At 70.8% G+C, this 11,942-nt stretch carries 10 protein-coding genes; 2 read left to right on the forward strand and 8 right to left on the reverse strand.

Annotated elements, in window-relative coordinates; translation table 11 throughout:
* The first annotated feature begins 88 nt into the window (after positions 1–88).
* The gene (locus HEB94_RS21940; protein ID WP_192751635.1) at positions 89–1,108 is read left to right on the forward strand and encodes an aldo/keto reductase; all 1,020 of its coding nucleotides are present in this window, start codon (positions 89–91) and stop codon (positions 1,106–1,108) included.
* An 18-nt stretch (positions 1,109–1,126) separates the two neighbouring features.
* Here the strand turns inward: HEB94_RS21940 and HEB94_RS21945 are convergent, their stop codons facing one another.
* From HEB94_RS21945 to HEB94_RS21955, 3 genes are all read right to left on the reverse strand, one after another.
* A complete protein-coding gene (locus HEB94_RS21945; protein ID WP_192751636.1) occupies positions 1,127–1,933 on the reverse strand; it encodes a purine-nucleoside phosphorylase in 807 nt (268 codons plus the stop codon).
* Positions 1,934–2,015: 82 nt separating this feature from the next.
* Complete coding sequence (locus tag HEB94_RS21950; RefSeq protein WP_337917891.1) at positions 2,016–3,113, reverse strand: TrmB family transcriptional regulator; 1,098 nt, start codon at positions 3,111–3,113, stop codon at positions 2,016–2,018.
* Entirely contained in the window at positions 3,092–3,544 is a 453-nt protein-coding gene (locus HEB94_RS21955) for a gamma-glutamylcyclotransferase (RefSeq protein ID WP_192751637.1), read from the reverse strand. The genes HEB94_RS21950 and HEB94_RS21955 overlap by 22 nt, the downstream gene beginning before the upstream one ends.
* 52 nt (positions 3,545–3,596) lie before the next feature.
* Between HEB94_RS21955 and HEB94_RS21960 the strand changes: the two genes are divergently transcribed.
* Complete coding sequence (locus HEB94_RS21960; RefSeq protein ID WP_192751638.1) at positions 3,597–5,003, forward strand: NAD(P)H-quinone dehydrogenase; 1,407 nt, start codon at positions 3,597–3,599, stop codon at positions 5,001–5,003.
* Positions 5,004–5,191: 188 nt separating this feature from the next.
* Here HEB94_RS21960 and HEB94_RS21965 read toward each other — a convergent pair whose 3' ends face one another.
* The 5 genes from HEB94_RS21965 to HEB94_RS21985 all read right to left on the reverse strand — a co-directional run bounded on the left by HEB94_RS21965 (position 5,192) and on the right by HEB94_RS21985 (position 11,911).
* Positions 5,192–5,650 (reverse strand): SPW repeat protein, encoded by a 459-nt coding sequence (locus HEB94_RS21965; protein ID WP_192751639.1) that lies wholly within the window; start codon positions 5,648–5,650, stop codon positions 5,192–5,194.
* Positions 5,651–5,916: 266 nt separating this feature from the next.
* The gene (locus HEB94_RS21970) at positions 5,917–6,744 is read right to left on the reverse strand and encodes a hypothetical protein (RefSeq protein WP_192751640.1); all 828 of its coding nucleotides are present in this window, start codon (positions 6,742–6,744) and stop codon (positions 5,917–5,919) included.
* A 313-nt stretch (positions 6,745–7,057) separates the two neighbouring features.
* Complete coding sequence (locus HEB94_RS21975; protein WP_337917892.1) at positions 7,058–8,821, reverse strand: acetyl/propionyl/methylcrotonyl-CoA carboxylase subunit alpha; 1,764 nt, start codon at positions 8,819–8,821, stop codon at positions 7,058–7,060.
* Between the two features lie 148 nt (positions 8,822–8,969).
* Positions 8,970–11,021 (reverse strand): vWA domain-containing protein, encoded by a 2,052-nt coding sequence (locus HEB94_RS21980; protein WP_192751641.1) that lies wholly within the window; start codon positions 11,019–11,021, stop codon positions 8,970–8,972.
* A 167-nt stretch (positions 11,022–11,188) separates the two neighbouring features.
* The gene (locus HEB94_RS21985; protein WP_192751642.1) at positions 11,189–11,911 is read right to left on the reverse strand and encodes a class I SAM-dependent methyltransferase; all 723 of its coding nucleotides are present in this window, start codon (positions 11,909–11,911) and stop codon (positions 11,189–11,191) included.
* Between the last annotated feature and the right edge of the window lie 31 nt (positions 11,912–11,942).

Raw genomic sequence — 11,942 nt, forward strand, 5'->3', positions numbered from 1 at the left:
GGTGATCGGTCGAATCGGTTTGCACTGTTGGACAGCTTAATCCCGCCAGGTGCAGGGTGAGGACGAGCAACGATCTGATGGAGGTTCCATGGAGTACCGCACACTCGGCAACACCGGCACCGTCGTCTCCACTCTGTGTCTTGGGACGATGACGTTCGGCAGCGAGAGCGACGAGGCTGTCTCGCACGCGCAACTCGACCGGTTCGTCGAGCGGGGCGGCACGTTCATCGACACCGCCAACGTCTACTCGGGCGGAGTGTCCGAGGAGATCATCGGGCGCTGGCTGGCTGCCCGGCCGGGTGCTCGCGAGCAGGTCGTCCTCGCCACCAAGGGTCGCTTCCACCGCGACGGCAAGGGCAACGAGCTCGGGCTCTCCCGGCTCAGCCTCACCCGCGCGCTCGACGCGAGCCTGCGCCGTCTCGGCGTGGAGACGATCGACCTCTACCAGGCGCACGCGTGGGACCCGCTGACGCCGATCGAGGAGGCGCTGCGCTTCTTCGACGACGCCGTACGCGCCGGCAAGATCCACTACGTCGGGGTCAGCAACTTCATCGGCTGGCAGCTGCAGAAGGCCGCCCTGCTCACCCAGCACCTCGGCCTCGCCCCGATCGTCACCCTGCAGCCGCAGTACAACCTGCTGCAGCGCAGCATCGAACTCGAGCTCACCGAGGTCTGCCAGAACGAGGGCATCGGCATCCTGCCGTGGTCCCCGCTCGCCGGCGGTTGGCTCACCGGCAAGTACCAGCGTGACTCGGTGCCGACCGGCGCCACCCGGCTCGGTGAGAACCCCGAGCGCGGCATGGAGGGCTACGCCCGCCGCAACGCCGAGGAGCGCACCTGGCGGGTGATCGACGCCGTACGCAAGGTCGCCGACGGCCGCGGTGTCTCGATGGCGCAGGTCGCGCTCGCGTGGCTGGCCGACCGTCCCGCAGTGACCTCGGTCATCCTCGGCGCGCGCACCATCGCCCAGCTCGACGACAACCTCGGCGCGGCCGGCCTCCACCTGTCGGCGGAGGAGACGGCCCTGCTGACCGAGGCGAGCGAGCTGATCGTCGACGACTACCCGTACGGCAAGCCGGGCGTCAACCAGCGCGGCCGGAAGCTGTAGGCCGGCGAGCCCTCCGGCTCACAGACCGGCGAGGACCGAGCCGAGCAGGCCGCCCATGCGGGTGGCGGCGGCCTGCCCGGCGGCCAGCACCTCGGCGTGGTCGAGTGGCTCGCCGGTCATTCCGGCCGCGAGGTTGGTGACGAGCGACAGCCCGAGCACCTCCGCGCCACCCTCGCGGGCGGCGATCGCCTCCAGGGTCGTCGACATCCCCACCAGGTCGGCGCCGATCGTCCGCAGGTAGCGGATCTCCGCGGGCGTCTCGTAGTGCGGACCGGGCAGTTGGGCGTAGACGCCCTCCTCGAGGCTGGGGTCGACCTCGCGGCACAGCGCGCGCAGGCGTGCGGAGTACAGGTCGGTGAGGTCGACGAACCGTGCACCCGCCAGCGGTGAGGTGGCGGTGAGGTTCAGGTGGTCGCTGATCAGGACGGGAGTGCCGGGGGCCCACTGCTCGCGCAGGCCGCCGCACCCGTTGGTGAGGACGACGTAGCGGCATCCGGCGGCGATCGCGGTGCGGATGCCGTGGACGACGGCGGCAACGCCGTGCCCCTCGTAGAGATGGGTCCGCCCGAGGAAGATCAGTGCCTGCAGGTCACCGGTGCGGACGCTGCGGAGCAGCCCGCCGTGTCCGGCGGCACTGGGGGGCGCGAAGCCAGGCAGCTTGGTGAACGCCACCTCACTCACGGTTTCGCCGACCATGTCGGCGGCAGGGCTCCAGCCGGAGCCGAGCACGACAGCCACGTCGTGCCGGGGTACGCCGGTGAGTTCGACCAGCCGGTCCGCGGCGCTGCGGGCGGCGGCGTAAGGGTCGTATCGCACGTCGGTCACGACACGGGACCCTAGGGCAGCCAAGGGTCCCCCGCACCAGGGCCCTCTGGCCCCAATGGCGTGTCGCCCGTGTTCGGCGGGCTCAGAGCCAGCCGAGTTCCTTCGCCCGCCAGCCCAGCTGGAGGCGCGAGCGGGCGCCCGCCGCGATCATCAGGTGCTGGACGCGGCGGACGACGGTGCGTCGACTGACCCGCAGGCGTACGGCCGCAGCCTCGTCGGTCAGCCCGGCGACCAGCAGCGAGAGCAACGACCGGTCGAGCTCGGTCAGCTCACCCGGCGCGCCCACCTCACCCGCCGCGGTGACCACGAGCGGGCTGGCCGCCGTCCACACGCTGTCGAACAACGCGATCAGCGCCTCGAGCAGCCCGCACGGGTGGACGAGCACGGCGGTGTCCTGGGCGGTGTCCTGGACGGGGTCCCGCGCGGCGTTCTGGGCGGGGTCGCCCAGGGTGTCCCCGGCCCAGTCGTGAGCACCGTCCCGGCTCCTTGGTGACAGGGAGAGAGGCAGCAGGGCGAGTGCGTGGTCGGCGACGGCGAGCTTCGTCGGCACGGTCGCCGCGAGCCGCGCCTGCTCGCCGGCCGCCAGGTGCTGCGCGATGGACCTGATCAGGTCCGGTGTGGCCAGCGCCTCCTCGGCGTACACACCCCGGTAGGCGACGCCTGCGGCCAGTTGGCTGAGTTCGACCTCGTTGATCCCGCCCTCGGCGGCGTAGGGCGGGGCGTCGAGGACCCGCACCTCGCTGCGCGCCGCGCGCTGCACCTGGGCGAACGCGTGCTGGACCGCGGCTCGTCCCTGCACGATCTCGATGAGTTCCTCGGTACGCCGCTGCGTGGGTTCGGGCCGGGCCAGCGCCGCGAGCAGGGGCACGTCGTCGCGTACCTTCGCCAGCTCGGACTGCCGGCGTTCGATCAGCTGCTCGACCGCCACGTGCGGAGGAACCGGGACGTAGGCCTCGTGCGGGGCCGGCGTGCGGTGGGCGAGCCCCTTGCGTTGGAGTTCGGCGACGACCTGGGCGGCACGCGGGCGGCCCAGGCCGAGCCGCGCCACCAGGGTGCGAAGGGTGGCGGGTCCCTCGCGCAGGAGCGAGACGTAGGCCTGCTCCTCCTCAGCCGTCACCCCCGTGGCGCTGAGGACGCCGCCGTCCATCCGCTCGTCGGTCAGAGGCCGACGCTGCGGCACGGACGACGGCGAAGCTCGGCGGAGTAGTCGTCGGGAGCCCCCGCGGAGTCGGCGGCCTCGGCCAGGATCCCGAGGTAGCGCGCCGACGGCAGGCCTCCCTCGAAGGCGTCGAGGACATAGGTAGTCGCAGCTACGTCACCGTCGAGGGTCTGTACGCGGATCCGTACCTTGCGATAGAGCCTGAGGTTGACGCCCTCCCACTCGTCGAGCTTCGTCTCGTCGGCGTCGGCGACGTCGTACAGCGCCACGAAGACCTGGGACTTCGGGTCCTCGACGACTGTGGGCAGCGCGCCCTCCCAGCCGTGATCCTCACCGCCGAACGTCAGCCGCCAGCCAACCAGCCAGCCGGTGCCGCGCAGGGGCGAGTGGGGGCAGCGATCAGCCATCTCGCGGGGGCTGAGATTGGATGCGTAGGCGGCGTACAAGGTCACGGATTCCGAGGGTACCGGGCACGCGGAACGGCGTGGGGGAGAATAGGACCCCGTGACTCGTGTCGTGATCGTCGGAGGAGGCCCCGGCGGCTATGAAGCCGCCCTGGTGGCCGCCCAACTTGGTGCCGAAGTATGCGTCGTCGACCGGGACGGACTGGGCGGATCCGCCGTCCTCACCGACTGCGTACCCAGCAAGACCCTGGTGGCGACCGCGGAGGTCATCGCCGGAGTTCGTGACTCGGGCGAACTCGGCGTCCGGATTGGGCGGTCATCGCCTGATCTGGGCGACGTGAGCGTCGAGATCGCGAAGGTCAACGCCCGGGTCAAAGCCCTCGCCAGAGTGCATTCGGAAGACATCGGACGCAGCCTGGAGCGGGAGGGCGTCCAGGTTCTGCGCGGAGCCGGCCGGCTGGCCGGCGCCGACCGGGTGGTGGCGACCCTGGACAGCGGCGAGACGCGGGAACTCCCGGCCGACGTCGTACTCCTCGCGACGGGCGCCCATCCACGCACGCTTCCCGACGCCGAGCCCGACGGCGAGCGCATCCTCACCTGGGAGCAGGTCTACGACCTCGACGAGCTGCCCGAACGCCTGATCGTCGTGGGTTCTGGGGTGACCGGCGCGGAGTTCGCCGGCGCCTACAACGCACTGGGCTCCGACGTGGTGTTGGTGTCGAGCCGCGACCTGGTTCTGCCGACCGAGGACGCCGACGCCGCGACGGTGATCGAGGAGGTGTTCACCCGCCGGGGGATGACGGTGTTGTCCCGCTCGCGCGCGCAGACGATCAAGCGCCGCGGTGAGGGTGTGGTGGTGACGCTGACCGATGGTCGGGTGGTCGAAGGGTCGCACTGCCTGCTCGCCGTCGGGTCCATCCCCAACACCACCGGGCTCGGACTCGAGACCGCCGGGGTTCACACCGACGACCGTGGCTTCATCGAGGTGGACAAGGTCTCGCGGACGACCGCGCGTGGTGTCTACGCCGCAGGTGACTGCACCGGAGTCCTGATGCTCGCCTCCGTCGCGGCCATGCAGGGACGCATCGCGATGGCGCACGCGCTGGGCGACGCGGTCCAGCCGCTGGATCTCGAGGAGGTGGCGGCCACCGTCTTCACCGCGCCGGAGATCGCGACCGTCGGCTGGTCCCAGAAGGACGTGGACAGTGGCCGGGTCCAGGCGGTGGGCATCAAGTTGCCGCTCGCCCGCAACGCGCGGGCCAAGATGCAGGGGATCCACGACGGGTTCGTCAAGCTCATGTGCCGTCCGGGCACCGGCATCATCGTGGGCGGTGTCGTGGTGGCGCCGCACGCGAGCGAGTTGATCCAGCCGGTCGCGCTCGCCGTCTCGGGGCGGCTCACGGTCGACCAGATGGCGCACGCGTTCACCGTCTATCCCTCGCTCAGCGGGTCCATCGCCGAGGCCGCGCGGCGCCTCCACCTGCGGGGCCAGACCGGAGCCACCTGACCGGTGGCCGCGGCGCTGGGGCACCGGCGCGCTGGAATTGTTCCGGAATTACTCCAGGAAACGTCGGTGGTCCGGAGTGGGGAAAGGATCAATCGGAGCCTCGACGAAAAGGTTTTCGAGACTCACCTAGTTGAAATACATACGACCAGGCCGAGTCGTCGAACGACCCGGCCTGGTATTTCAGGGGATTATCGGTTCATTCGATCTTCAGCTTCACGGGCGTTCCGGCGCATCAATCCAAAGCCGACCACCGCAAGGCTGAGCAGGAGCATCACAGCGCCACCGAGAACGTTGCACAAGATGACTCGCAGGCTGGTGTGCGGCGCGGTGTCGACCACCCATGGAGCGATGATCGTCCACACCCCAAGCAGCGGAACGACCCAGCTGAGGCCATGCGTCGAGCGGAACGACGACGCGAAGCCCAGCGCCAGGACAACTGCCGTCAAACCGACCACCAGGTTGACGATCGGCAGGTTCGCCGACCCGGGGTAACCCGCGATCCACGGCGAGAGCGCAACGAAGAGCCCGGCCAGGACGGTCAGGCCGGTCCCGAGCTGCAGGGCTGGTTTGTGCTGAATTCTTTCGTAGCGTCCCCGCATTTCGGCTATGTCAGGGTGCTCCTCGATCGGGAGCCGCTGAGACGACATTCGAATTCCTCCCATCAGGGCCATTCAGCCGTTCAGAGGGCCCAGTTAAACCCCTCTTCACTCGCCGATAACTCCGACGGGGCTATTCCTATGCCCGTCCCGAGTATTAACGGGGGATCCTTTTTGAATGACAATTAAAGGCCCTTCGCCGTCTTGACAGAACAGCGAAGGGCCTTTGGTGCTCTAACGGACGGCATGTCCGGGATGGACGCTCGGGGTTTGGTCAGGCGTTGGGGTGAGGAGGTGGGCCTGGAACCAGGCGGGAATCAGAAGCCGAAGTCGCCGCCGCCGAAGTCTCCGCCGCCGTCGCCGAAGTCTCCGCCGTCGCCACCGTCACCACCATCGCCGCCGCCGTCGCCACCGTCACCGCCGTCGCCCCCATCGCCCCCATCGCCGCCGTCACCGTCGCCGTAGCCGCCGTCGCCGTAGCCGCCCCACATGCCGCCCATCATGGAGCCCATGAGGAACGCGGGAAGCAGGCCCGAGGTGGCGAAGCCGGCGAAGTAGCCCTGCATCCAGGGCGCGTAGGCCGGGCCGCCCTGCCAGTAGGGAACCCGCTCGCCGTCGACCATGACCTTGCGGATGTCGGGCTCGGCGCCGGCCTTGACGCGCTCGGCGTCCGCGGCGCAGACGGGGACCGTGCGGTAGGCGCCGCCGCCGGGTGCCCACTCGACGTCCTCGGTGGAGGGTCCGTGCTGGGGGTTGAAGAAGCACGGTGGGCGTCGCTGCGGGAGCGGCTCGCCCTTGATCCGGGCGCGCACGCACGCCACGGCGTACTTGCCGTCCTCGAGGATGGACGTGATGTGCTTGATGTCTTCGGGCCGCTGGGCGCTGTCGAGGGCCTTCTTGGCCGTGTCGTACTCGTCCAGGGCGCGTTCGTAGTCCTGACGCGTCGCCTCGTCCAGGTCGTGGCCGGCCACGTCGGTGTCGAGTCGCTGAAGCTCTTCGCCGAACTTCGTGACGTCCTCGGCAGCGAAGGACTTGACCTTGGCCAGGTCGGCCTCTTCAAGCTCGCGGCGTCGCGTATTGGCACGCCGGTTGGCGACGAACGCCACGATCCCGACGATGACGACAACAATGAGTAGGAATTCCACGGTCGGCCTCCCTTAGCCTGCCCCTAGCGTAGGGGACGCTTGAGCACCAACGGCTTGTTCCCCGTCTCGGAAAAGAGCAGGACTTTCGGACATAACGGGTCCGGGCGAGTTCGCTCCGTCGCCGACCGGCTCCCGGGGTTGCGTGATCATGATCGTGGTCCTGAAGACGGGTGGTGCTCGTGTGACCGTCCGTCCTCATGGTAGGCACGCAGCGCGCATCCCGCGCCGGGGCGACCCGGTCCCTCGGGCGTGGCGTGGAGTCAGTCAGAGCCGGGCGCCGTGACCGCCGGCACAGTGCAGGCCCAGGCGGTCCTCAGTCCTTGATCTCGCAGAGCACCGCGCCTGCGGTCACGGTGGTGCCGACCTGCGCGGTCAGGGCCGCGATCGTGCCGGCCTTGTGCGCGTTGACCGGCTGCTCCATCTTCATCGCCTCGAGGACCACCACCAGGTCGCCCGCCTCGACGGCCTGTCCCTCCTCGACGGCCACCTTGACCAGGGTGCCCTGCATCGGTGAGGTGAGGCTGTCACCCGAGGCGGTCGTACCCGCCTTGCTGGCGCCACCGCGTCGCGGCGGCTTGCGGGTGCCGGAGTTCGACCCCGACGAGGAGGTGCCGAGGCCGGCGGGCAGGACGACCTCCAGCCGCTTGCCGTCGACCTCCACCGTGATGCGTTCGCGTTCGGGCGCCTCGGCGGTCGCGAGGTTGCCGTCGTACGGCGGGATCGTGTTGTCGAACTCCGTCTCGATCCAGCGGGTGTGCACGCCGAAGGACCCACCCGAGGCGGTGAACGCCGGCGAGTCCACCACCGCGCGGTGGAACGGGAGAACCGTCGGCATCCCCTCGACGACGAACTCCGCGAGCGCCCGACGCGCACGGTCGAGCGCCTGCTCCCGGTCGCGGCCGGTGACGACCAGCTTGGCGATCAGGGAGTCGAAGGCGCCGGGCACGGTCTCGCCCTGGTCGTATCCGCCGTCGACGCGTACGCCGGGACCCGACGGGGCGTGCCAGCGGGTCAGCGTGCCGGGGGCCGGGAGGAAGTTGCGGCCCGCGTCCTCGGCGTTGATCCGGAACTCGATCGAGTGGCCACGAAGCTCGGGGTCGTCGTAGCCGAGCGCCTCACCGGCGGCGATCCGGAACTGCTCGCGGACGAGGTCCAGGCCGGTGACCTCCTCCGACACCGGGTGCTCGACCTGCAGCCGGGTGTTGACCTCGAGGAAGCTGATCGTTTCGTCCTGGCCGACGAGGAACTCGCAGGTGCCGGCTCCGACGTAGCCCGCCTCGCGGAGGATCGCCTTGCTGGCGGTGTAGAGCGTCTGGAGTTGTGCGGTGGAGAGGTACGGCGCGGGGGCCTCCTCCACGAGCTTTTGGTGGCGCCGCTGCAGCGAGCAGTCGCGGGTCGACACCACGACGACCTGGCCGTGCTCGTCGGCGAGGCACTGGGTCTCGACGTGGCGGGGACGGTCGAGGTAGCGCTCGACGAAGCACTCGCCGCGGCCGAACGCCGCGACCGCCTCGCGGACCGCCGAGTCGAAGAGTTCGGGGATCTCCTCCAGGGTGCGGGCGACCTTCAGGCCGCGGCCACCGCCGCCGTACGCCGCCTTGATCGCGACGGGCAGGCCGTGCTCCTGGGCGAACGCGACCACCTCGTCGGCGTTGGCGACGGGGTCGGGAGTGCCCGGGACGAGCGGAGCGCCGACCTTCTGCGCGATGTGGCGGGCCTTGACCTTGTCGCCGAGGGCGTCGATCGCCGGAGGCGGTGGGCCGATCCAGGTGAGACCGGCCTGGGACACCGCCTCGGCGAAGGCGGAGTTCTCGGCCAGGAAGCCGTAGCCCGGGTGCACCGCGTCCGCCCCGCTACGGCGGGCGACGTCGAGGAGCTTGTCGATAGCGAGGTAGCTCTCACCCGGCGTGCTGCCGCCCAGCGCGTACGCCTCGTCGGCGATCCGGACGTGCAACGCGTCCCGGTCGGGGTCGGCGTACACCGCGACACTCCCGAGGCCGGCGTCACGACACGCCCTCGCGATGCGCACGGCGATCTCCCCGCGGTTGGCGATGAGCACCTTGCTGATGGTCGACACCCTGTGGTCCTCCCTCCGAAGGGCGCGGTCTGGCGGAAACGGTCGCCGCCGTCGCCCTGTCCCGCGACCTCCTAGCTTCACGGAGTCTAGAACCCCCACTCGCGGGTGCGTCCGGTCGCGGCCCGTTGCGACGGCGGAGCGGACGTGATCAGTCCGGACGTACCGGCGCTCCCGCCTGCCGACGGCGGCGGCGCAGCGCGCGGACGCCGGACGCGACCGAGAGCAGGATCACGATGGCGCTCAGCGCGAGGACGGCGGTCGCGCGTTCGGTCGACATCGCGGGGAGCAGCGGGCCCGGTGGCACGGCCGACCGCTCGTCCGGCGCGTCCGCGGTGGCGGGTTCGTCGGTCGGCACGGGTGCGCCGGGACGGGCGAGTGGACGAAACTGCCGGGAGGTTCCGTCGGGCCCGGGTACGAGCAGCGCCTGGTCGTCGACGTACGCCGGAGCCCCCGCGCCGGCGGTGCCCTCCACACCGACCCTGATGTCGACCGGTACGGCGTAGGACTGGCCGTCGCGGTCGGCGCCCAGGGAGACCGCGACGTAGTAGTCGCCGGGGATCGAGATGTTCTTCTGCGAGTTCGAGCTCGCGTCGCGGTTGGCGTACCTCACCTCGACGGTCGAGACGCGTGCCCGCGCGGGCGAGTCCTCCGACAGGAGCGTCTGCTGCTGTCCCGCGACGTCGCTCAGCATCGCCTGCGCCTTGGCCCTGGTCGGCCCGATCGCCCGAATGTCGAGCAGCTGGGGGTGGTCGATCAGGCCGGCGAGTCGGCGATCCGGGGGAGGAGCTTCGACCTCGGCCTCGAGGCGCTGTCCCCACTCGAGGCGGACCCTGAGGAACTGCACCTCGCCCGGGAACAGTGAGGACTGGTAGCTGCCCGGGCCGACCAGCGGGGCATCGGAGAACGACGCGCCCGCCGTCACCGGGGTCTCGGGGCCGGAGGCGAGGTCCTTCCAGACCGGCCGGTCGTCCGCCTCGGGCGCCAGGTCCTTGGTGTCCCGCGCCGGTGGTTCCTCCATGACGACGATTTCGACGGGTACGCCGGCGAGGACGTCCGGTCGCTCGGCGCCCCCGGAGGATGCCGCCTGCGCCACGGTGAGGACGAGCTCGTCCGCGTCCCGGCACTCCTGCTCGTGGGTGGTGAAGCGGTCCCAGCTCGACACGGAGGCGGTGACGATGGGGTTGGTGCGGGCGTAGCTGACCTCGGTGCCGAGGCCGTAGCCGCAGCTCGACCCGTCGGCGGTGCTGGTCTCCAGCTGGATCGCGGACAACGCCGTGCCTGGCGCGGGACGCATGCTCACGCCGACGTGCAGGGTCGACTCCGTGATCGAACGCCGGACGCGGTAGTAGGTGGTGTGCCCCCGTGCCGGCGCGATGTCGACGTACTGTCCGGCACTAAGCATCGGCGCCCTCGACGCGGCGGTCGTCCCGGTCACCGGATGGCCCGCTACCCGGAACGGCCGGAAGGCGCGGACGGAGAGGCGGCGCAGGCTTGCCGCGAGGGTCTCGGCGTCGTCGGTCTCGTAGAACGTGCCGCTGCCCGCGTCGGCGATGCAGCGGAGCTGGGAGCGTGCCTTGCCCTCGACCCGGAAGCCCACGACGTCGACCTTCAGGTTGATCCCGAGGCCGCTGATCCGGCGGGCGGTCGCGCACGGGTCGGGGTCGCAGGTCTCCTCACCGTCGGAGACCAGCAGGATCGTGCGTTTGCCGGTGGTCCCGAGATCCTTCGCGGCCTGCTCGAGGCTGTGGGAGATCGGCGTCTCGCCGTACGGTCGGAAGCCGGCGACCGCCCTGGACAGGGCCGGCCGGTCGACCGGGCCGATGGGCACCGTGAGCTGGCTGTCGGTGCAGGCGCCGGGGTCGCTGCGTCGGAAGACCGTCGCGCCGTAGACCCGGAGGCCGACGAGTCCACCCTCGGGGAGCTGGGGGATGAGTTCGTCGAACGCGTGCTTCGCGGCGTCGATCTTGGTCGTGCCGGTCTCGTCGAGATCCTTCATCGACCCGGAGGAGTCGAACAGCAGAAGCAACTTGTGCTGGGCGTCGGCACCGTCGCCCGGGTCGGCACCGTCGCCCGGGTCGGCGCTGGCGGGCGGAGCGGCGCCCGACAGTGCGGACGACGTGACGGCGGTCAGGCCCAGCAGGATGGCGAGCGCGCCGACAAGCGCGCCAAGTCTGGCCCGCAGGGTCGACGCCGTCGCCATCGTGCTCCACCACCAGGTGAGTGCGGATGATCACGTTGTGGTGGGGAGCCTGCCAGATCGGTGGCCGGAATCGCTACGGTCTGTCCGTTTGGTCTGGTTCTCTTCACGGGTCCGCCGCGGAGTGTTTTCCCGGACTCGTCCTCCCGGTGGGTGCGGGCGGCAGCGCTCTACGTGTGCCGGGCTGTGGAAGGCGCCCAACCGACCAGGACCGCGAACCGTAGGTGCGCGAACGGGCAGACGACGTCGGTGAACCCCGCGTCCTCGAGCCAGCCGAGCTGGGCGTCCACGGTGGCCGGGCGGTCGAAGGCCATCCGCGCCCGGGCCGCGGCCAGTTCGGCGTCGTCGGAGCCGAGCGCGCGTGCGTCCGCCTCCCACCAGGTGTCGTACAGGCGGTCCAGTCGCGGCGTCGGCCCGGCGACCTGCTCGGCGTTCACGAACACTCCGCCGGGGACGAGGACGTCGCGGACGCGGCGGTAGAGGTCCCGCTTGCCGTCGTCGTCGAGATGGTGGATGGCGAGCGCCGAGATCACCGCGTCGAACGGGCCGGACGGAAGCGGGGCGGCGAGGTCCTGCTGGCGCAGGTCGTGGGCGACGCCCCGGTCGGTCAGGGTCGTGGCGGCCCGGGCCAGCATGGGGCCGGCCGTGTCGACCAGCGTGAACCGGGCGGCGGGTCGCAGGCCGGCGACCATGGTCGAGAACAACCCCGTTCCCGCTCCCAGGTCGAGGACGCGGGGCTCGGCGGGCAGGTCCAGGCTCGCGAACCGCAGGGCCGTTCCGTAGAACTCCTCGAAGCACGGCACCAGCCGGCGCCGGCTCTCGTCGTACGTCCCCGCCGCCGCTCCGAACGCCGCTGCGGTCGTCTCGTATTTCGAGATTGCTGTCTCACTCATTGGATGAGCGTAGCGCCCGTGACCGGGGCGC

The organism is Actinopolymorpha pittospori, from assembly GCF_014873875.1.
GTDB lineage: Bacteria > Actinomycetota > Actinomycetes > Propionibacteriales > Actinopolymorphaceae > Actinopolymorpha > Actinopolymorpha pittospori.